Below are 19682 nucleotides of genomic sequence, written 5' to 3' on the forward strand. Positions count from 1 at the left end.
ATGGAGTTTCTGGTAGCAAGCAGTATCGGCCTTCTGACAGCATGTGGCGTTTACATGCTGTTGCGTGGCAGAACGTTTCCTGTCGTGATCGGGTTGTCGTTATTGTCCTATGCGGTGAACGTGTTTTTGTTTGCCATGGGCCGGTTGCAGGTAGACCTGCCGCCGATCATTCGCGATACCGCAACGGGCTATACCGACCCGATCCCCCAGGCGCTGGTGTTAACGGCGATTGTTATTTCGTTTGGCATGACAGCGCTGATCGTGGTGCTGGCCCTGCGAACCTATCTCGAGATCGGCAATGACCATGTTGATGGACTTTCCGGTGGCCCCACTGATACCGGAGAACAGAAATAATGGGTAACTGGATGATTGTTCCCGTCGTGCTGCCGGCTGTTATGGCAGCATTGACTGTTCTGGCGGTGCGCCATGACCTGGTGTTGCAGCGGGTTTTTTCCGCCGCAACCGTGCTGGCGTTGCTGGCGGTATCGGTGGCACTGGTCTTTCATGCCGCCCATACCGGCCCGGAAATGTATGCACTGGGCAACTGGCCGACCCCGTTTGGCATTGTGCTGGTTCTGGACCGCCTGTCGGCGATGATGGTGTTGCTGACATCGATTCTGGCCGCCATCGTGTGGTTTTATTCGGCCCGCGAATGGGACAAACGTGGCAAACATTTCCATGCCCTGTTTCAGTTCCAGCTGATGGGGGTGAATGGCGCGTTTCTGACCGGTGACTTCTTTAACCTGTTTGTGTTTTTTGAAGTCCTGCTGATCGCGTCCTATGGCCTGATGCTGCATGGTGCGGGTGAAAACCGCCTTAAAGCCGGGATGCAGTATATTGTTGTGAATCTGACCGGTTCCAGCCTGTTTCTGATTGGCGTTGGCCTGATTTATGCCGTAACAGGCACGCTGAATATGGCGGACCTGGCCCTGAAAGTGCCGCTGGTTCCCGATAGCGACCTGGCCTTGTTAAAGGCAGGCGCGCTGATTTTGTTTCTGGTTTTTTGCATCAAAGCCGCCATGGTGCCAATGCACTTTTGGTTGCCGGGCACCTATGCCAATGCTCCGGCCCCGGTTGCGGCCCTGTTTGCCATTATGACCAAGGTGGGTGCCTATTCGATTTTGCGGTTGTATTCGCTGGCATTTGGCGGGTCGGCGGGCGATTTGTCGTGGCTGGTTGCGCCTTATTTGCTGCCCGCGGCGATTGTGACGCTGGTTGTGGGTATGGTCGGTGTGCTGGCGGCAAGGCAGCTTAACCGCATGGTGGCCTTTGCCGTGGTAGGGTCGATGGGGACCATGATGATTTCGGTTTCCCTGTTCACCCCGGATTCTGTGGCTGCCGGTTTGTATTACATGCTGCATTCCACCTTTGCCGGTGCGGCAATGTTTCTGGTCGCCGATCTGATTATTTCACGGCGCGGCCAGTATGGCGGCAGCCTTAATTCAGCCCCCGATATTCGTCAAAGCGGCTTGATTGCGGTGATGTTTTTTATGGCCGCCATTGCCATGGCAAGCCTGCCGCCTTTGTCCGGGTTTTTGGGGAAATTGCAAATCCTGTCTGCGGCGCGTGAATCGCAATATGCGGTGTGGATCTGGGTGGTTATCCTGGGAACATCGTTCCTGAATATCGTTGGTTTTGGCCGCGCGGGCAGTGTTCTTTTCTGGAAAAGTTCGGCGGTAGAAGGCGAAATTCAAACCGCATCGGACCAGGCATTTCCCAAACAAACCGTTATTGCGGCGGGCATGATGCTGGCGATGCTGGTGGCGTTAACCGTGTTTGCCGGGCCGATCACCGGTTATTTGCACGATACCAGTGCCGAACTGTTTGATACCACCGACTATATCCGCGCGGTAATGGGGGCCGATACCCCCGTTGCCGAGATCACCACCGTTGCGCCGTTTGCGCAATAAGCAGCAGAAAGGACAGTGATGATGTTGAAACGTTATCTTCCCCACCCGCTGCTCAGCGTGGCCCTGATTGTAATCTGGGTGATGCTGGCCAACGAGATTTCGGTTGGTACGGTGGTGTTTGCCGTTATTCTGGCTGTAATTATTCCGTTGATCAGCCAGAGCTTCTGGCCGGGGCGGCCCAAGGTCGGCAATATCTGGGCGATTTGCGAATATGGCCTGATTGTTCTGTGGGATATTCTGGTTGCCAATGTCGTGGTGGCAGGGCTGGTTCTGTTTCGCAAGGCAGACAGCCTGGAACCCGCCAGCGTTACCGTGCCGCTGGATCTGACATCGCCAGAAGCCATTACCGCCCTTGCCGGTACCATTACCATGACGCCTGGTACCGTTACGGTCGATCTGTCGCGCGATGCACGGTCGCTTCTGGTGCATTGCCTGCATGCCCCTGACCCGCAAGGGGTGATTGACGATATCAAATCGCGCTACGAACGCCGTTTGAAGGAGATTTTCGAATGATAGAATATGCCCTGAATTTTGCGTTTGTGTGCGCGGGTCTGTCGTTGCTGATCAATTTGTGGCGTTTGTCATTCGGGCCAACCATTGCGGACCGGGTTTTGGCGGTTGATACGATGGCGATTAATGGCATCGCGCTTTTGGTGCTGTATGGCATTGGCCGGGCGACATCGATGTATTTTGAAGCCGCCCTGCTGTTTGCGATGGTTGGTTTTGTGTCCACCGTGGCCTATTGCAAGTTCGTGCTGCGCGGCGACATCATCGAATAGGAATGGATGTGATGGAATTTTTTGCTGAACTTGTCATTTCTGTTCTGATTGTGATCGGCGGGTTGTTCACCCTGATCGGTTCGTTCGGGCTGGTGAAACTGCCCCATTTGTTGATGCGCCTGCATGCCCCGACCAAGGCAACGACCGTGGGCGTTGGTTCGATTTTGATCGCCTCGATGCTGTTTTTCTGGATCGAACAGGGCACATTCACCATTCATGAATTGCTGATTACGATCTTTTTGTTTCTGACAGCACCGATTACCGCCAATTTGATTGGCAAGGCGTATCTGCTGCGCCATGTCGATCCTCATGAAGAATTGCCCCATACCGGCGAAAAGGAAGGCTGGGCCACGTTTGACCCCCGCCATCCCGAAGAATACCCCAAAGATCCGGGTAAATTACCGCAGGAAGAAGCCCGCAAAACGGACTGAGCAATCGGCTTCTATTTGCGCGCAAGGATGCATATGATCAACACCGGTTCCGGCAGCGGGACCGGTGTTTTTGTTGATTATACGGGCGCACGGGGTAATCTGTGATGCCGGGTTTGCCGGAATTTGACCCGTTCCCGACCCAGAGAATGCTAAAATGCAACATCTACAAAAATAACGGAGGCTTTCAGTGTCCATTATCAGCCACATCACTTTGGGAACGAATGATAAGGGTCGTTCGGCAAAATTTTATGATGCTGTTTTGGGTGCAATTGGCTTTTCGAGGTTGCCCAAACCTGCCGAAAAACCGTTGGCCTACGAACGCGATGGCCAGATGCCGACAATTTACATTTATACTCCGGAAGATGGTCGCCCGGCGACTTGGGGAAATGGCACACATGTTGCCTTCATTGCAGATACGCGCGCCCAGGTTCGTCTGTTTCATCAACAGGCGCTAAAGTTTGGCGGCACGACGGAAGGCGAGCCGGGTTTACGGCCCCATTATGGTCCGAATTATTATGCGGCCTATGTCCGCGATCCCGATGGTAACAAATTGCAGGCGGTTTGCTATGCTGCTGCTGAGGGGGCAGCAGGGAACTAAGCGCTTTTAGTGCGACCCTGTGCAATTTAACCCTGTGCAATTTAGGCGGGACGTAAAGAAACCGTTTTGATGCAATAACCAAAATGATACGACACCGCAGAAATCCAGATGTGCAATGCTGGCCGTGATCATATCGGTGCGGGGCAGGTAAGACAGGTATTTGCGGGCATGCCCGATTTTACAATAGAAGACCAGTATACCGGCATTGTCACCGGAATAGACGAGGTAGGGCGCGGGCCGCTGGCCGGGCCGGTGGTTGCGGCCGCGGTGGTTTTACCGCGCTCTGATGTGGCGCTGGACGTGCTTTATGACCAGCTAAATGATTCGAAAAAATTGTCGGCTAAAAAACGCGAGATGCTGGCGGCCATGATATTTGACTGCGCGATTGTTGGCATTGGTGCGGCATCGGTGCGCGAGATTGACCGGATCAATATTTTGCAGGCGACCTATGTTGCCATGCGTCGCGCTGTTGCCCGCCTGCCGGAATTACCTGACCAGGCATTGGTCGATGGCAACCGGGATCCGGGGTTGCCTTGCGCGGTGCAAACCGTGGTCAAGGGCGATAGCAAATCGCTGTCGATTGCGGCGGCATCCATTGTTGCCAAGGTGGTGCGTGATCGCGCCATGGCAAGGCTTGCAGTGCGTTATCCGCATTTTGGCTGGGAAGGTAATGCCGGTTATGGCGTGAAAAAGCATATGGATGGTTTAAATTATGCCGGGCCAACGGTACACCATCGCCGCAGTTTCAAGCCCGTTGCCCTGTTATTTGAAGCACTTGAACAGGCTTGATGGGCAAGGGCGTGATGTCGTACTGACCCGGTGATCAGCCCTACCTTGCATCAAGACGGGATCATCGGACCATAGGGAATATCTTCGTGCTGGCGGCGGGTTTCAAATTCGCGCAGAAGCGTAATGAAGGCCCGCAACCCAGCCGAAACATGTTTGCGGCTGGGATAATAAAACGCCAGCCGGGAAAATACCGGTGCCCAGTCTGCCAGTACCCGCACCAGAGTTCCGGCGGCAATGTCGTGCTGCACGGCAGATAAGGGCAGGTTGGCAATGCCGATGCCCGCCCGCGCAGCATCAAGCAGCAGGTTGATTTCATCGAGAACCAGCTTGCCGGGAACCTCAAGGCTGCTGGCAAGGCCGTTATGTTCAAATTCCCAGCGATAGATTGCGCCGCTTCCCAGTCGTGATTTGATGCAGTCATGATGCAGCAGGTCATCAGGGGCGTGGGGTTTGGGCCGGTTTGTGAAATAGACCGGGGCAGCCACCACGGCAAATTCCATCGCCGGGCCGGCAGGAATGGCGATCATATCGCGCGGGACATCGTCCAAATGGCGCAGGCCACCATCAAAGCCGTCTTCGACGATATCGATAAACTGGGTTTGGGTAACAATTTCGACCTGCATGTCGGGAAAGCGTTTCATGAATTCGACCACGACGGGGGTGAAAACCTGCCGCGCCGCCCCGGCATAGGCATTGATGCGCAGGGTGCCATTGGGTGTATCGCGATGGGTGTTGATGTTTTCCACTGCCTGATGAATGCGCGAAAGGGCCGGGGCGATTTGTTCGACAAATTGTGCCCCGGCCTCGGTCAGGGAAACACTGCGTGTGGTGCGGTTAAACAGGCGCACATCAAGTCGCTGTTCCAGCCCGGCAATGGCGTTGCTAAGCGCGGATGGCGACATATCAAGATCATGGGCAGCAGCGCGAAAATTTCCCCGCCGGGCCACGGCAAGAACGGCTTCAAGTTCAACCAGGCCTGATTTATGCATTGTTGTGATTTTCCAAACATTACATGCAGGTTTGTCCTGCTTATCTAAATATAGCTATCTGCCTATCTTTGTCCCAGCGGGAAATGACCCTGTTTGAACAAAGGATGGCGTGATGCATTTAATTGATGAAATTTATATAAATGGCCGGTTTGAAACGCCTATTGGCACTGACTTTTCCGATTTGCATAACCCGGCAACCGGGGCGGTGATTGGCAAGGTAAGGCTGGGAAATGAAGCCGATGCCGACCGTGCCATTGCCGCCGCCAAGGCTGCCTTTCCGGCCATTGCCGCCACCACCGGCCAGCAGCGCCTTGAAATGCTTCATGCCCTGCATGATGCGGTTATCCCCTGCAAGGAAGAGCTTCTGGCCGCTGTAGTTGAGGAATATGGCGGGCCGGTTGGCATCATGCACAACTGGATGGACATGATGGGCCATAATTTTCTGGCGATGGCCGAGGCCCTGAAGAATTACGAGTTCGTCCGTCCCATCAAGGCAACCCGGGTGGAAATGACGCCGGTTGGTGTGGTTGGCGTGATTACCCCCTGGAACAGCAATGCCGGCTTTATCACCAACAAGCTGGCAACGGCCGTGGCTGCAGGTTGCACCACAGTCATCAAGCCCAGTGAAATGAGTGCCCTGCAAACCGATATCCTGATACGCGCCCTGCACAAGGCTGGCCTGCCCGACGGGATTTTGAATGTGGTCAATGGCCGGGGCGATGTGGTGGGCGAACATATTAGCCTGCATCAGGACATTGCCAAAATTTCGTTTACCGGTTCAACCCGTGTTGGCAAACGCATTTGGCGCAATGGTGCGGAAACCATGAAACGCGTGACACTGGAACTGGGCGGGAAATCACCAACCGTGATTTTGGATGATGCCGATTTAAACGACATCATTCCGCTGGCGATTGCGGCGGGTTTTCTGAATAGCGGCCAGGCTTGCGTTGCCGGAACGCGTATTTTGATCCCCCGCCCTATGATGAAACAGGCCGAAGACGCCGCCATTGCGGTGGTAAAGGCGATGGTCGTGGATATGCCCGATAACCCGCAAAGCCAGATCGGCCCGATGGTCAGCCAGGCACAATATGACCGTGTGCAGGGCTATATTCATAAAGGCATCGCGGAAGGTGCCAGAGTGCTGATTGGCGGGCCGGGCCACCCGGAGGGGTTGGGGGGCTATTTTGTCCGCCCGACTTTGTTTGGGGATGTGACCAACGATATGACCATCGCCCGCGAGGAAATTTTTGGCCCCGTTCTGTGCCTGATTGCCTATGACAGCGAAGAAGACGCGATCACGATTGCCAATGACACGGATTACGGACTGCAGGCTTATGTGTTTTCCAGCGATGACGAACGGGCATATCGCGTTGCCCGGCAGATCAATGCCGGGCGTGTGCTGGTCAATGGGCTTTTCCATGAGCCACAGGCGCCGTTTGGGGGCTTCAAGCAATCCGGACTGGGGCGGGAATTTGGCGTCTTCGGGTTGGAAACACATTTGGAACCCAAGGCCATTCATGCGCGGGAATTTCCGGCGTAAGGTGTGATTGCCGGATCGAACAGGTTTAGAATATAAAACACAAAAGGTAGCATGGCGTTTACATGCTGCCTTTTGGAGTTGCGGCGAGGCCGCAAATTTATACTGCCATTAGCGCAGGATTTGCGCGCGCACAAGATCGGTGAATGCGACGTTGCTGTTATCATCGTCTTTTGAGGTGCCGGCATCCCGCTGGCTGATGGTGGCGTAATCATCCTGCGCACGGATGATAACATTGTCCTGAAACCGGCATTCAGCCCGAAACTGGATATCGAGACCGGCAGGTTGAAAATCCGGCTTGCCATCTTTGGCTGTTGCTAGCACCCATTGCATCAGTCGTACGTTATTGACGTGACCATAAATATCAAGGTCAGATGCCCGGGCGGTAATATGGTCTGTCATTGTCATATTGGCGGGGGGATGTGCCGGGCGCTGGGAAACCTCGATCAGTTTCGGGCCGGGGGGATCGGGCAGGCGCGCGATGAGCCAGTCTGGCCAGCGCGCGGCCCGCCGGGCCTGTAAATCAAACAGGGCCCAGAAACTTTGCGCAACAGCACAGACAGACCCGCTTTCGTCGATCAGGCGGAAATCGCGGCTGGCCATGCGATGGGCAAACCCCGAGGGCCATGTTTCAATGGTGATGGTTTCGCCGTTGGCCGGATAGTGCCGCACGATGATAGCCATGCGCGCCAAAACCCACGCCACACCGCGACCCACGGTATCATCATAGGCCAGTGCCAACCGTTTGGCCCCCCAACCAGCCGCATCCTGCATATAATCGGCCAGGGCAGGCAGGGTTGCCAAACCGTTTTGGCCGATTTCGGAATAGCGCACACGATATTGCCCGCGCCAGCCGCAATTATCGGGCAGGGCGGCGCTGACAATGTGGCTCCAGTCAGGATCGGGCATGGGGCGTTCCTGTATTTTGCTTCATTTTGGGGCGGGGCGGGCGCATAACATTATGCCAACGATAGGCCGGTTAAACCGACCGGGCAATCTGACCAAAAGGCCAAGGGCAGGGCAACAAAGGGGCCGGCGCCGCGTGTGGTGATGGACAATAAACTAGCGCGGTGCATCGCTGAAAAACGACAGGGGTGCGACTGAGCATTAACATGGCAGGCGGGCCAAGCGGATTATCGTAAACAGGGCATAACAGGGCCGGTTAAACCGGGATTATTGCGTGCGGCTTTCGTTAGTCCGTCGGGCTTTTGCGCATTTTTTTGGTGTCGCCACGTTTCTTTTTGGTGTCAATGCGGCGGCGTTTCGAGGCCAGGGTCGGGCGGGTTTTTACGCGATATTTTTTACGTTCCGTTGCCTTGCGCAGCATGGCGACAAGACGTTCGATTGCATCCTGTTTGTTGCGTTCCTGGGTGCGAAAACGCTGGGCTTCTATGATCAGTTCGTTTTGTGTGGTGACGCGGTTACCGCCAATTTCCTTTAGCCGGTCGCGCACGCGCAGGGGCAGTTCGTGCAAATCATCAATTCGCACGCGCATTTGAACCGCACTGGCAACTTTGTTGACATTCTGCCCACCCGGCCCTGAGGATCGGATGAACTGAAATTCCAGATGGCGTTCGTCAAAATACAGGCCGCTGCCAATATCAATCATGGTTCCTGTTCCCGCACGGCAGCAATTTATAATGAAAATCATTATTGTTTGCATAAGTGCAATTGAAGTTTCCCAATGGGCTGACTACATTGTATGAAATTGCTTCGTCAATGCTGTGGCGGGCCCTGTGGGAATAAAAACGTGCATCCTGGTCATATTTATCTTGTTTTTGGTTGGTTGGCAGTTGGTCTTGGTGTGTTGGGCATCTTTTTACCATTATTGCCAACGACCCCGTTTATTTTGCTGGCAGCATGGCTGTTTGGCAAAGGGTCTCCGCGTGCGCATGCTTGGCTTTATAATCATCCGCATTTGGGGCCGTCGCTGCGGCACTGGAATGAACATGGTGTAATCAGCCGTCGGGCCAAAATCATGGCAGCAAGTGCCTTTGTCCTTATGATTGGCGCATCGGTTATTTTTGTTAAAACGCCGTGGGTGATTATGGTCCAGGTAATGGTTGCCGTACCAGTGTGTATTTTCATTTTTTCGCGCCCGTCCAGCCCGCGCGTTTCGGTTTCTGAAACGGATTAGCCTGCTGTCCGGCACCGCGCGCAACGGCACTGTTAGCAAAAAATAACCTGCAACCCCGTGTGGTTTGCCAATACGCAAGGGACGATCGGAAAATTTGATCGTCCCTGTGTTGTATCTGTTTTTAGGGCGCTTTTGCCAACGGCCAGGACGGGGACGGGTTAATTCGCGCCGGGATTTTGCTGCGGGCGCAGGGGACGGAGTTGTAGCAAGATAGCCAGAATGCTGGCTGCAATGATTATGGCTGTAACATCGGCCCAGCCACCATGATTCCATACCCATATCCCCAAAGCAGAGCCCACCGACCCGCCAATAAACATGGTCGCCATAAAAATGGTGTTGATACGTGCGCGGGCGGCAGGTTCGAGCGAATAGATAATATGCTGGTTTGAAACCATGGCGGACTGAATGCCGAAATCAAGCAGGATAACGCCAATGATCAGGGCGGAAATACTGGTTGAGGTCGCAAACAGCACCCATGATGCAAGAACGACAGATACACCAAAGCGTACTACAATTCGCGGGCCACGGTGATCGGCCAGTCGCCCGGCAATCGGGGCTGCCAGCACACCGATCATGCCGACGATACCAAACAAGCCGGCAATTTCAGCCCCGAAACCAAATTGTGGCTGCGCCAGCAAAAAGGGCAGCACCGTCCAGAATGCCGAGAACCCCGCGAAAAGCAGGGCCTGGGTAAGGGCTGCACGGCGTAATTCGGGGTAGTCGCGCCATAAATGACGCATCGATCCAATAAGTTTGGGATAGCTGGCCGGGGCTGTTTTATGGTCGTTCGGCAGGGCGGCAAACATGGCCACCGCCGCAGCCAGTGCCACGGGTACGGCAATAAAGAACATTGCCCGCCAGCCCATGCCGGTTGCGACATATCCGGCGATGGTCCGGCTTAGCAATATTCCGGCCAAAAGCCCCGACATGATGGTGCCAACGGTGGCACCGCGCCGTTCAGGGGCGCTGAGATGGGCGGCAAACGGGATAATTTGCTGGGCGACTGTTGCGCTCATGCCAACAAGGATTGAAGCAACGACAATCATGGCGGTTGACGCAGCGGTAGCAAGCAATAACAGCGCGGCCGCCAGAATGATAAATTGCCCGATGACAAGTTTGCGGCGGTTAAACATATCCCCCAAAGGCACAAGCAAAAACAGACCCAGCGCATAACCAAGCTGGGTGACAGGCGATATCAGGGATGCTGCATGAGGCAGATCCTGCGAGATGATATTTAACATCGGCTGGTTGTAATAGATGTTGGCAACGGCAATGCCGGTGGCCGCAGACATGGCAAAAACGAGGGGGCGACGCAGCCTGAACGGCGCATCGGCAGTGTTCGATATGGACATTGTTTTTCCTGTGATCGGGAAATTGGATTTGTGCTGTTGTGCGCCGATGATCATTGTTTATCAATGAACAATGATGCACTTTGTTCGTTCAAATTTGTACGGGCCTGGTGATGGACGTTGTTTACAGCATTGTCAGGCAAACCGGAGGGACGCCTATATGGACTGGAGCGATGTGCGGGTTTTTCTGGCGGTGGCGCGGGCGGGAACGCTTGGTGCGGCGGCACGCACGTTGAAAATCAGTCATCCCACCGCAGGGCGGCGGTTGCGCGCGCTGGAAGAAGCCACCGGACAGGTGCTTTTTCAGCGAACAGCCGAAGGCTATATCCTGACGGACGAGGGGCGATCGGTTTTTGCCCTGGCCGAGCAGATGGAAGAAAATGCCCTTGCGCTGGAGCGCCGGTTGGCTGGCGGACGACAGGAACCGGAAGGGATTGTGCGGTTATCCTGTGCTGACTGGTTTGGGGGATATGTTTTACCCCCGGTCCTGAAGGAATTTAGCGAAAAATATCCGGCGGTCGAGGTTGAAATGCTGATTAGCGCCCGGCTGTATAATCTGGCCCGGCGCGAAGCCGATTTGGCCTTTCGCATTGTACCGTTCAACAACCGCGATATCGTTCAACGCCGGTTGCTTGATATGCCCTATGGGGTTTATATCGCCCGAAATTTGCCTGATCCAACGGTGGGCGACGGCGAAGGACAACGATTACTGACAATGGATGCCTCTACCGGCAGCTATCCCGATACCATGTGGTTACAGGACCGGTTTCCCCGGGCGGGGATTGGCTTGCGTAGCAATAACCGCCATATTCAGGCGCGTATGTGCGCAAGTGGCCTTGGGATTGCCGTGTTGCCCCGGCCCCTTGGCGATCAGGTGCCCAATTTGCGCCAGCTTGGCGGGATGGACGAGCCACCGACGCGGTCTATCTGGATGGGATACCACCGCGATTTACGCGACCTTGGCCGTTTGCGGGCATTTGTTGACCTGGTGGTTAAGCATATTGCGACCTAACCCGGCCCAGGCTGAAGAGCCCGATATTGGCGGGGGAAACATTATCCAGCAGATTTACGGCTAAGTTCCTGCTGGCAGTTTTCTTCAAGCAGGTCGAGTTCATCAATTGTGGCGTTGATGTCGTCGCGTTGTTTGCGCAAGGCATCGCGGCGTTCGTCAATTTTGTTGATCAGGATGGTAAGCTGGGTAATTTCGCTGCGATCTGTTTCATAAAGATCGAGAAGATCGCGAATTTCCTTAAGTGCAAAGCCCAGCCGTTTCCCACGCATGATCAGGCGTAATCGTACACGGTCGCGCTGGCCATAAATGCGGGTTTGTCCCTGGCGCTGTGGTGCAATCAACCCCTGATCTTCGTAAAAACGAATGGTGCGGGTTGTGACATCAAATTCGCGGGCAAGATCGGTAATGGAAAAACTGTCAGTCATGTATTTCTTTTAAGTTTACGCTTACGTAAACGAAAGCTACATGGTTTTGCCCATAATCACAATACACTGTGGTCCTTTGGCAAATCGACATGGAAGGTACTGCCTTCGTCGGGCGCGCTTTCGACATGGATATTGCCGCCGTGACGTTCGACAATTTTTTTGCAAAGGGCAAGACCAATGCCGGTACCGGCATATTCGCCATAGCCATGCAGGCGTTTGAAAATTTCAAAAATGCTGGCGTGATATTGCGGGTCGATGCCAATGCCGTTGTCGGACACCGAAATGCGCCAGAAACTGTCAAATTCGCGGGCAGAAATGCGGACCTCGGCTTGCTCGGGGTTACTGTATTTCAACCCGTTTGACACCAGATTTTGAAACAGCTGCAACAGCTGGCTGGGGTCCCCGACGACAACAGGTAGGTCCGGTGCGCGCATGATATTACCCGCCGGGGCGGCATCGGCGCGTTTCAGGTTGGCTTCGATGGCATCAAACAGCCCTGCCAGCGCGACAGACTGAAATGGTTTGCCATGCCGCCCGACCCGAGACAGGGTTAACAGGTCGTCGATCATGCGTTGCATGCGCCGGGTGCCATCAACGGCATAATGAATAAATTCGTCGGCGGTATCATCAAGCTTGTCGCGATAGCGCCGCGCCAAAAGCTGGGTATAACTTGACACCATGCGCAGCGGTTCCTGCAAATCGTGCGAGGCGGCATAGGCAAATTGTTCCAGTTCCGCGTTGGAGTTTTCAAGCTCCTGCATTGTGTTCTGGATTTCCATTTCGTGGCGTTTGCGCTGGGAAATGTCGCGAAGCGTGATGATATAGTGATAGCGGCCATAGGCGGTAAAATGGCTGATGGCCACTTCAAGCGGAATATTGTGGCCGTTGGCCGGGCACGCCAGAATTTCGATAACACCGGTGCCAAGATCGGTTAGTAAGCGGTCGCTGGGGGGCTTGGGCGGCGGGTTGTTGCCGCTATCGGGCAATAAAAACCGGATGATGTTTTTAATTTCCGGGTCGCCCTGCGGGCCGCACAGTTCCTGGGCGCGTGCATTAAGCGGTTCGAGTGTGCCATCTTCGGACGCGACCAGAATGGCATCGATGGTGTTTTGTAAAATTGCCCTTGTGCGGTCTTCGCTGCGGCGGGTTTTGGTCACCAGTTCGGCCAGTTCAGCCGCCTGGCGGCGCAACAGCTGGTCGCGCTGTACGGCCAGCGTCACATCGCGCACCGTGATTGAACATAGCAGGACGTTTGGTGAAATGCGGACAGGCTGAATACGGATCGATTGCTGCATTTGCGGAAATTTCTCGGCAAATTGCGGCAAGGGGCGCAGCGGCAGAACCGATTTGTTCAGGGATGGGGAAATCATGGCGGGCATGCCAAGGCTCAGGCAATCGCGAATGGCATTATTCAGTCGGGTGGGGATGGCATCGCCAAACACGTCTGCCAGGGTTTTTCCCGTTACCGATGCGGTCTTTTGCCCCGATGCCTTTTCCATCCAGTTGTTCCAGAAAAGAATTTTTCTGTCCTGGTCAATGGTGATAATCCCGACATCTGCGGTTTCAAGCAGGGTTAGGTAAAGATCGCCGCTCCAGGTGGCGGGGCTGTCTGGCAGCTGTGCGTCGTTGTCGGGTCGGTTTTTGTCGCCATGAGGCATGGCCTGGTTGCTCCTTGCAGCCGGAGGTGCCGGTAGCACGAGGGCTTGTTATGTCAGCTGAGCGCGTGCGCCAGATAACGCTGGACCATTTGTTTCAAGGTCTGGATCGAGTCCAGATCCATGACAAACAGAACATAGCCGTCGATATCGTTTTCCCGCAGCATGAACTGAACATGCAAAATAAGCAAAAACGGGGCCGTCGTTTCTTCATCCAGGCCGTGAACCGGGCTGATGTCTGGCATCAGATCGCGGGTTTCGCATTTGCGGAAAACCGGCATTGAACAATTGATCGGATGGCCCAGAACGTTTGAAATACTGCCCAGGCAGGCATTGAGAATGATATTGCCAACCTCCATCAGGGCTTCCTGCTCAAGGTCGCTCAGACTGTCAAGCGGGACATCAACCTGAAGCAGCCGGCGCACCAGCTCCAGACTGCGCCTTTCAGGAAAAACCAGCAGGGCATCGCCATTAAACGGGCCATTGAAACTTTGCGTGACGGCAGAGACCACCTCGCTGGGGGCGGCGATCAGATTGGCATCTGAAAACCGCTGGACAAAGCTGATGGAAGGGACAGTCAGTTCAACGGATTGATCGACCATTTCCGAAAGTGATGCCGCAGCCCGGCCGACACCGATATTGATCAGCTCGGTGATGGTATCGCGTTCAAGATCGGATAAATCAATCATGGGCTGATTCTTTGCCTGTGAAATAGGCCGTGATTTTTTCCTGGGTCGGCGGTTTGGCGATAAAGTCCATGCCCAGCAGGTCGGCCTTTTTCTGGATGTCCTGCTGGATATTGGCCGTGAGCAGGGCGACCACGGCATGAGGATGTTGCTGGCGAATGTCGGCACCAAGTTCAAGACCGTTTTTACCGGGCATGTTGAAATCGATGATGAAATAGTCATAGGACTGGCTGTCGGCCTTTATCTGGGCTTCGCTGGCATCGGCGGCTTCGTCAACCGACCAGCCGGGAAAGCTGCTTTCGATAAATGCCTTGACCAGAAGCCGGGCAAATTTGCTGTCATCAACCAGAAGGACGGAACGGGGATGCGACATGAAATCCTCAAAATGGTGCAGCATAAAGCTGTTTGCCTGGAAGCCCTGCCGGGGCATTGCCAGTTTAAACGATTTCGCCAGTATAGGGCAGATTGTTATGCCTGTTCCAGTTGTTCCATCAATACCACGATTTCGGCGGGCGGCCTTGGTTCGGAAATCAGGAAACCCTGAATTTCGTCGCAATCATGGGCGCGCAAAAATTCCAGCTGTTCGGTGGTTTCAACCCCTTCGGCAATGACGCGCAGGCCCAGATTTCGGCCCATAAGAATAATGGTGTTGGTGATGGCGGCATCGTCGGGGTCGGTTGTGATATCGCGAATGAACGACCTGTCGATCTTAATTGAATTGATGGGCAGGCGTTTTAAATAGGTGAGCGATGAATAGCCGGTGCCAAAATCGTCAATTGCGATCTGAACACCCAAACGGCGGATTTCGGTTAAAATCGCAACGGCGCGGTTCATGCCCTGCATCATCACGGTTTCGGTAATTTCCAGCACAAGGCGCGATGCGGGCACGCCGGTTTCCTGTAAAATATTCGAAATTGTTTCGGTGATGCGCCCTTCGATCAACTGGCGGGTGGAAAGGTTTACTGCAATCACCACCGGGGCCACGCCGTCGGCATCCCATTCGATGATTTGCTGACAAACGCGCCGCAGGACCCATTCGCCAATTTTGGCGATCAGGCCGGTTTCCTCGGCGATGGGAATGAACTGCATGGGCGAAACAAACCCGCGCCCGGGCCGGTTCCAGCGCAGCAGGGCCTCCAGCCCGGAAAGGCGGCCGGTGGAAAGATGAATTTTGGGCTGATAATAAACTTCGAACTGTTCGCGCTTGATGGCGTCGCGCAGGTCGTTTTCCATCGCCAGGCGGGCCATGGCACTTTCATTCATCATCTTGGTAAAGAAATGATAGGTGCCGCCACCGCGGGCCTTGGCGCTGTACATTGCAGCATCGGCATTGCGCATCAGGGTGGCAAAGTCGTCGCCATCGGCCGGGCTTAGCGCAATGCCAATTGACGGCGAAACAAATAACTGGCGACCGCGAATTTCAAAGGCGGGCGAAAATGCATCCAGCACGGTTTGCCCAAGCGTTGCGGCTTCCTGTGTTTCGGTCAGATGGGGAATGATGATAAGGAATTCATCGCCGCCCAAACGCCCCAGCGTGTCGCTGCGGCGGATAACACTGCGCAGGCGATGGGCGACCTCCTTGAGTAGCAGGTCGCCAAAATCGTGACCCAAACTGTCATTGACCAGTTTAAAGCGGTCCAGATCGATGAACAGCAAGGCCGTGGCCGTCAGGGGCTGTGCGGTTTCGTCGGGGGGCAGGGTGTTGGGCTCGCGGTAATCGCCCAGGGCCTTGTGCAGGCTAAGTTCCAGCATCGAGCGGTTGGGAAGGTCGGTGAGCGGGTCGTGATTGGCCATATAGACCAGACGTTCCTCATAGCGCCGCTGTGCTGTCACATCGTGAAAGACAACTGTGTAAAGAAGGTTGTCTTCAAATTGCATGGGCCGGAAAACAGCGGCAACACGAATTTTGCCACCATCAGCACACCGCAACACCAGTTCAATCGATTGATCGAGAACCGGTCGAAAGGATGCGTCCTTGCGTTCGGTTTGTTCCAGCGCCTGCGACAGGTTGAGCTGGGACGCATCCACAATAAAGTCATACAGGCTGCGCCCGATCAGTTCGGTGTTTTCGGGCAGGTGCAACAATTGCAGGCAGGCCGGATTGCATTGCAGGATAAGGCAATCCGAATCGACACTTAAAATGCCGTCGGCGACGTTTTGCATAATGCCGCGCAGGCGGCTTTCGCGTTCGCGCAGGCTTTGTTCTGCTTCGCGCAGGCGCCATAAATTGTCGTCAATTTCCATCAACAGGCCGTTGGTTGACTGTGCCAGCAGGCCCAGTTCGTCGGTCATATGGTTGGCGGGAATATCGACTTTGGTGGTGGCGGGGCTTGCCGGGTCGACCTGGCGCAGGGAATGCACCAGCCGCAAAAGCGGTTTGGTCAGGGCAATGTAGAAAAACACCGTCAAGGCTATGCCCAGCAGGAAATTGCGCACCAGCCCGGATGCCAGGATCATGACGGAACGGTTAATAAAGCCCGCACCAATCAGGCCGGTATCGACATCAATTTCAAGATAGCCGACCAGATCGGCGGAGTCGCCAATGGTTAGCGGGATTTCATAATGCTGGTTATCACCAAACATTAACGAGGTGAGCCAGTTCAGGTTTGACGAGGTCTGCTGGCGTTGCTGTTTGGCCAGAACATTGCCGAAATCATCGCGCAAGCGGGCAATGTAAATGGGTTCATATTCAAAAAGACCCGAAACCACCCGTTCAGCCAGGGTTTCATCCAGACCATAGGCCGCCTGGGTTGCCGATTCCCGAACTGTCGAGAGAACCTGGTTAACGGTTCGGTCAATCTGGTTGCGTTCTCCATGCAGGTCCCAGAAAATCTGGAGCGCACTGAAGCCAACGCCAATCAACAATGTTATGATGACAGCGGCCCGCGCCTGCTTGAAAGACAGGCGATTCTGCCACTGGAGCCTCGCATTCGTCAGGCCAGCCTCCGCTATCCACACCCCAAAATATGGTTCTGCGACCACTCGAGGATGCAAACAGTATGTTAAGGGCAGCAGAATTGCAATTGTTGCAAGGCTCGTTCGGGAGGGGTTTTGGAAATATATTTTATGAACCGGATTTGGATTTTGACAATAATTACAAAATGATGTCGTGATTCGATCATTATCGGGCGGTGAATGGATGTGGCAAATACTACTGCAAAAAGTAGTGTTTTATGAGAGTTGCACACAGCATCCCTGCGTGATAACCAATGGCCGAGAGAGAGAAATAAGGCCGACGGTGGGCGCAGCCGCCACAGGCCCCGCAACCTGTACGGAGTTACACCATGACCTATGTGGTGACAGAAAACTGCATCAAGTGTAAGTATCAGGACTGCGTCGAGGTTTGCCCCGTCGATTGCTTTTATGAAGGTGAAAACTTTCTGGTTATTCATCCTGATGAATGCATTGATTGCGGTGTCTGCGAACCCGAATGTCCGGCCGAAGCCATTATTCCAGATACGGAACCGAATTTGGATAACTGGCTGGAAGTGAACCGCAAATTTGCCGAAATCTGGCCGAATATTACCCGCAAGGGCGATGCACCGGCCGATGCGGCGGAATGGGATGGCAAACCCGGCAAGGCCGAGCTTTTGTCCGAGGCCCCGGGCACGGGTGACTGATTGGTCATACTGGCCTGAAAGACCTGTAAAACAGCGCAGGATGAATTTCTGCGCATGGCAGCATTGACCCGGCCGCACAGAAAAGTTCTGTGATCGGCCGGTCAGTTGTGTTATGGTCCTTCTTCGCGTTGAGGGCTCGGCAGGCTCCATTCCGCACTGTCGGATTTCCGTTTTATTACCTGTCTGTTACCGCGACTAAGCCAAAAGCATGGTCGTGTTGTGCCTTCGCGTCGTTGGGACCAAGGTGTTTTAAATGACCAGGCCTTTTCAGGCCGGAAGGAAGCTTTGATGTCGGATAAGTTGCCCTTTGCTGTTGGCGATTTTGTTGTCTACCCTGCGCATGGTGTTGGCTGTGTTGATGGCCTTGAAACCCAGGCAATTGCAGGTCAGGAACTGCGCCTTTATGTGATCACTTTTGACTCCAGCCGTATGACGCTTCGGGTGCCGGTGAACAAGGTGGGCAACTCGGGTCTGCGCAAGCTGTCTTCGAAAAAGCAGATGGATTCTGCCCTGATCACCCTTAAAGGCCGTGCGCGCGTTAAACGGACCATGTGGTCACGTCGCGCCCAGGAATATGAAGCCAAAATCAATTCGGGTGACCCGGTTTCAATTGCCGAAGTTGTGCGCGATTTGCACCGTTCGGCGACCCAGCCTGAGCAGTCCTTTTCCGAACGTCAGATTTACGAAGCTGCGTTTGAGCGCCTGGTAGACGAACTGGCCGCGATCGAAAAGATCGACAAGGACAAGGCATCGGGCAAGCTGGAAAAACTTTTGCAAAAAGCTGCCTGATCCGCGTTTGCGGGCGTACCATCAGCATATACTTTCTTAAAACCGGTCCGGGGTTTATTCTTGGGCCGGTTTTTTCATCAGGAGCATGTCATGGCGCAAGCAGCTGTCGTTCTGGCGTCGTTAAAACCTGCCGACCGTATCTGGGTTGTCGGGGCTGTTAATGGCGATTTTGCTGCATTGCAGGCGGTGCACGCCAAGCTGGCGCGCAAAATCCGTGCGGGTGACCGGCTGGTATATACCGGCAATTACTGGGGCGATGGCCCCGGCGAAAACGTGCTTGCCGCGATTAACGAAGTATTGCTGTTTCGCCGGTTTTTCATTGCCCAGGATGGTGTTGATCTGGGCGATATCGTGTTTTTACGCGGTGCTGCCGAAGAAATGCTGACCAAATTGCAGCAATTGCAATTTGCGCCCAACCCCGGTGAAGTCTTTGAATGGATGTTGTCGCGCGGGGCGGCAGGCATTGTCCGGGCTTATGGTTTTAACCCGGCAACGGTGCAGGCCACCATGCGCCAGGGGGCACATCTTATTTCGCAATGGACCAGCCAGCTTAGCGATGCCTTGCGCCGCCATGGCGGGCATGGGGCGTTGATGGCAGATTTAAAACATGCGGCCTATGTCAGCGACGGGTCGCTTATTTTTGTGCATGCGGGCCTGGATTCATCGCGTGCCCTGACGGCCCAAACCGATACCTTCTGGTGGGGTGGATCGATGTTCGAAGCGATTACTGAACAGTATTATGATTGCACGCGCATTATTCGCGGGGCGTCGAATACAACCCCGGGCATTTCCGAACGCGAATATACCCTTTCCCTTGATGGGGGGGCCGGGCGCGGCGGTAAACTGGTTGCGGCCGCCATCGGGCCGAATGGTCAGATTGTTGACCGTATTGAAAGTTAAGGTCGTATTGTTGATGGAATGATGGATGCCCAGGCCGATATATCATTTCGCCAGCCGGATATAAAAAACCCCGTCA

General features: G+C 54.5%; 22 protein-coding genes. 13 read left to right on the forward strand and 9 right to left on the reverse strand.

Annotated elements, in window-relative coordinates; translation table 11 throughout:
• From THS27_RS00915 to THS27_RS00945, 7 genes are all read left to right on the forward strand, one after another.
• A complete protein-coding gene (locus THS27_RS00915; protein ID WP_085587126.1) occupies window positions 1–354 on the forward strand; it encodes a Na+/H+ antiporter subunit C in 354 nt (117 codons plus the stop codon).
• Complete coding sequence (locus THS27_RS00920) at window positions 354–1910, forward strand: monovalent cation/H+ antiporter subunit D (RefSeq protein WP_085587127.1); 1557 nt, start codon at window positions 354–356, stop codon at window positions 1908–1910. Before THS27_RS00915 ends, THS27_RS00920 begins: the two co-directional genes overlap by 1 nt.
• A gap of 18 nt (window positions 1911–1928) precedes the next feature.
• On the forward strand, window positions 1929–2423 hold the full coding sequence (locus THS27_RS00925) for a Na+/H+ antiporter subunit E (protein WP_246832784.1): 495 nt from the start codon (window positions 1929–1931) through the stop codon (window positions 2421–2423).
• On the forward strand, window positions 2420–2689 hold the full coding sequence (locus tag THS27_RS00930) for a K+/H+ antiporter subunit F (protein WP_085587129.1): 270 nt from the start codon (window positions 2420–2422) through the stop codon (window positions 2687–2689). The genes THS27_RS00925 and THS27_RS00930 overlap by 4 nt, the downstream gene beginning before the upstream one ends.
• An 11-nt stretch (window positions 2690–2700) precedes the next feature.
• Window positions 2701–3120, forward strand: a complete 420-nt coding sequence (locus THS27_RS00935) for a Na+/H+ antiporter subunit G (protein WP_085587130.1) — start codon at window positions 2701–2703, stop codon at window positions 3118–3120.
• Between the two features lie 187 nt (window positions 3121–3307).
• Window positions 3308–3718 carry a VOC family protein gene (locus tag THS27_RS00940; RefSeq protein ID WP_210402792.1) on the forward strand — a complete coding sequence of 137 codons (411 nt, stop codon included), beginning with the start codon at window positions 3308–3310 and terminating at the stop codon, window positions 3716–3718.
• Window positions 3719–3886: 168 nt separating this feature from the next.
• Window positions 3887–4507 carry a ribonuclease HII gene (locus THS27_RS00945; RefSeq protein WP_085587260.1) on the forward strand — a complete coding sequence of 207 codons (621 nt, stop codon included), beginning with the start codon at window positions 3887–3889 and terminating at the stop codon, window positions 4505–4507.
• A 50-nt stretch (window positions 4508–4557) separates the two neighbouring features.
• On the opposite strand, the gene THS27_RS00950 is transcribed toward THS27_RS00945, so the two are convergent.
• Window positions 4558–5496 (reverse strand): LysR family transcriptional regulator, encoded by a 939-nt coding sequence (locus tag THS27_RS00950; protein ID WP_085587131.1) that lies wholly within the window; start codon window positions 5494–5496, stop codon window positions 4558–4560.
• Window positions 5497–5608: 112 nt separating this feature from the next.
• On the opposite strand from THS27_RS00950, the gene THS27_RS00955 reads away from it, so the two are divergent.
• Window positions 5609–7036 carry an aldehyde dehydrogenase family protein gene (locus tag THS27_RS00955; protein WP_085587132.1) on the forward strand — a complete coding sequence of 476 codons (1428 nt, stop codon included), beginning with the start codon at window positions 5609–5611 and terminating at the stop codon, window positions 7034–7036.
• A 108-nt stretch (window positions 7037–7144) separates the two neighbouring features.
• Here THS27_RS00955 and THS27_RS00960 read toward each other — a convergent pair whose 3' ends face one another.
• Window positions 7145–7942, reverse strand: a complete 798-nt coding sequence (locus tag THS27_RS00960; protein ID WP_085587133.1) for an acyl-[acyl-carrier-protein] thioesterase — start codon at window positions 7940–7942, stop codon at window positions 7145–7147.
• 283 nt (window positions 7943–8225) lie between these two features.
• Window positions 8226–8642: an alternative ribosome rescue aminoacyl-tRNA hydrolase ArfB gene (gene arfB, locus THS27_RS00965; protein WP_085587134.1), complete on the reverse strand. Its 417-nt coding sequence runs from the start codon at window positions 8640–8642 to the stop codon at window positions 8226–8228.
• Between the two features lie 141 nt (window positions 8643–8783).
• Between arfB and THS27_RS00970 the strand changes: the two genes are divergently transcribed.
• Entirely contained in the window at window positions 8784–9170 is a 387-nt protein-coding gene (locus THS27_RS00970; RefSeq protein WP_139835431.1) for a YbaN family protein, read from the forward strand.
• Window positions 9171–9328: 158 nt separating this feature from the next.
• Here the strand turns inward: THS27_RS00970 and THS27_RS00975 are convergent, their stop codons facing one another.
• Window positions 9329–10522 carry an MFS transporter gene (locus tag THS27_RS00975; RefSeq protein ID WP_246832785.1) on the reverse strand — a complete coding sequence of 398 codons (1194 nt, stop codon included), beginning with the start codon at window positions 10520–10522 and terminating at the stop codon, window positions 9329–9331.
• Between the two features lie 157 nt (window positions 10523–10679).
• On the opposite strand from THS27_RS00975, the gene THS27_RS00980 reads away from it, so the two are divergent.
• On the forward strand, window positions 10680–11531 hold the full coding sequence (locus THS27_RS00980) for a LysR family transcriptional regulator (protein WP_085587136.1): 852 nt from the start codon (window positions 10680–10682) through the stop codon (window positions 11529–11531).
• Between the two features lie 41 nt (window positions 11532–11572).
• Here the strand turns inward: THS27_RS00980 and THS27_RS00985 are convergent, their stop codons facing one another.
• From THS27_RS00985 to THS27_RS01005, 5 genes are all read right to left on the reverse strand, one after another.
• The gene (locus tag THS27_RS00985; protein WP_085587137.1) at window positions 11573–11956 is read right to left on the reverse strand and encodes a MerR family DNA-binding transcriptional regulator; all 384 of its coding nucleotides are present in this window, start codon (window positions 11954–11956) and stop codon (window positions 11573–11575) included.
• 56 nt (window positions 11957–12012) lie between these two features.
• The gene (locus tag THS27_RS00990) at window positions 12013–13614 is read right to left on the reverse strand and encodes a PAS domain-containing sensor histidine kinase (RefSeq protein ID WP_085587138.1); all 1602 of its coding nucleotides are present in this window, start codon (window positions 13612–13614) and stop codon (window positions 12013–12015) included.
• Window positions 13615–13667: 53 nt separating this feature from the next.
• Entirely contained in the window at window positions 13668–14300 is a 633-nt protein-coding gene (locus THS27_RS00995; protein ID WP_085587139.1) for a chemotaxis protein CheC, read from the reverse strand.
• Complete coding sequence (locus THS27_RS01000) at window positions 14293–14670, reverse strand: response regulator (RefSeq protein WP_085587262.1); 378 nt, start codon at window positions 14668–14670, stop codon at window positions 14293–14295. Before THS27_RS01000 ends, THS27_RS00995 begins: the two co-directional genes overlap by 8 nt.
• A 95-nt stretch (window positions 14671–14765) precedes the next feature.
• Window positions 14766–17279 carry an EAL domain-containing protein gene (locus tag THS27_RS01005; RefSeq protein WP_246832786.1) on the reverse strand — a complete coding sequence of 838 codons (2514 nt, stop codon included), beginning with the start codon at window positions 17277–17279 and terminating at the stop codon, window positions 14766–14768.
• A 302-nt stretch (window positions 17280–17581) separates the two neighbouring features.
• On the opposite strand from THS27_RS01005, the gene fdxA reads away from it, so the two are divergent.
• The 3 genes from fdxA (at window position 17582) to THS27_RS01020 (ending at window position 19606) form a co-directional block, all read left to right on the forward strand.
• Window positions 17582–17917: a ferredoxin FdxA gene (fdxA, locus tag THS27_RS01010; protein WP_085579562.1), complete on the forward strand. Its 336-nt coding sequence runs from the start codon at window positions 17582–17584 to the stop codon at window positions 17915–17917.
• Window positions 17918–18205: 288 nt separating this feature from the next.
• Window positions 18206–18706, forward strand: coding sequence for a CarD family transcriptional regulator (locus THS27_RS01015; RefSeq protein WP_085587140.1), 501 nt, complete (start codon window positions 18206–18208; stop codon window positions 18704–18706).
• A 90-nt stretch (window positions 18707–18796) separates the two neighbouring features.
• The gene (locus tag THS27_RS01020) at window positions 18797–19606 is read left to right on the forward strand and encodes a hypothetical protein (RefSeq protein ID WP_085587141.1); all 810 of its coding nucleotides are present in this window, start codon (window positions 18797–18799) and stop codon (window positions 19604–19606) included.
• The last annotated feature ends 76 nt before the right edge of the window (window positions 19607–19682 follow it).

This window comes from Thalassospira sp. MCCC 1A01428 (assembly GCF_002115825.1).
Classification (GTDB): domain Bacteria; phylum Pseudomonadota; class Alphaproteobacteria; order Rhodospirillales; family Thalassospiraceae; genus Thalassospira.

Coding starts and splice junctions, on each gene's coding strand:
- THS27_RS00915 (WP_085587126.1), top strand. CDS start 1: ATGGAGTTTCTGGTAGCAAGCAGTATCGGCCTTCTGACAGCATGTGGC.
- THS27_RS00920 (WP_085587127.1), top strand. CDS start 354: ATGGGTAACTGGATGATTGTTCCCGTCGTGCTGCCGGCTGTTATGGCA.
- THS27_RS00925 (WP_246832784.1), top strand. CDS start 1,929: ATGATGTTGAAACGTTATCTTCCCCACCCGCTGCTCAGCGTGGCCCTG.
- THS27_RS00930 (WP_085587129.1), top strand. CDS start 2,420: ATGATAGAATATGCCCTGAATTTTGCGTTTGTGTGCGCGGGTCTGTCG.
- THS27_RS00935 (WP_085587130.1), top strand. CDS start 2,701: ATGGAATTTTTTGCTGAACTTGTCATTTCTGTTCTGATTGTGATCGGC.
- THS27_RS00945 (WP_085587260.1), top strand. CDS start 3,887: ATGCCCGATTTTACAATAGAAGACCAGTATACCGGCATTGTCACCGGA.
- THS27_RS00950 (WP_085587131.1), bottom strand. CDS start 5,496: ATGCATAAATCAGGCCTGGTTGAACTTGAAGCCGTTCTTGCCGTGGCC.
- THS27_RS00955 (WP_085587132.1), top strand. CDS start 5,609: ATGCATTTAATTGATGAAATTTATATAAATGGCCGGTTTGAAACGCCT.
- THS27_RS00960 (WP_085587133.1), bottom strand. CDS start 7,942: ATGCCCGATCCTGACTGGAGCCACATTGTCAGCGCCGCCCTGCCCGAT.
- arfB (WP_085587134.1), bottom strand. CDS start 8,642: ATGATTGATATTGGCAGCGGCCTGTATTTTGACGAACGCCATCTGGAA.
- THS27_RS00975 (WP_246832785.1), bottom strand. CDS start 10,522: ATGTCCATATCGAACACTGCCGATGCGCCGTTCAGGCTGCGTCGCCCC.
- THS27_RS00980 (WP_085587136.1), top strand. CDS start 10,680: ATGGACTGGAGCGATGTGCGGGTTTTTCTGGCGGTGGCGCGGGCGGGA.
- THS27_RS00985 (WP_085587137.1), bottom strand. CDS start 11,956: ATGACTGACAGTTTTTCCATTACCGATCTTGCCCGCGAATTTGATGTC.
- THS27_RS00990 (WP_085587138.1), bottom strand. CDS start 13,614: ATGCCTCATGGCGACAAAAACCGACCCGACAACGACGCACAGCTGCCA.
- THS27_RS00995 (WP_085587139.1), bottom strand. CDS start 14,300: ATGATTGATTTATCCGATCTTGAACGCGATACCATCACCGAGCTGATC.
- THS27_RS01000 (WP_085587262.1), bottom strand. CDS start 14,670: ATGTCGCATCCCCGTTCCGTCCTTCTGGTTGATGACAGCAAATTTGCC.
- fdxA (WP_085579562.1), top strand. CDS start 17,582: ATGACCTATGTGGTGACAGAAAACTGCATCAAGTGTAAGTATCAGGAC.
- THS27_RS01015 (WP_085587140.1), top strand. CDS start 18,206: ATGTCGGATAAGTTGCCCTTTGCTGTTGGCGATTTTGTTGTCTACCCT.
- THS27_RS01020 (WP_085587141.1), top strand. CDS start 18,797: ATGGCGCAAGCAGCTGTCGTTCTGGCGTCGTTAAAACCTGCCGACCGT.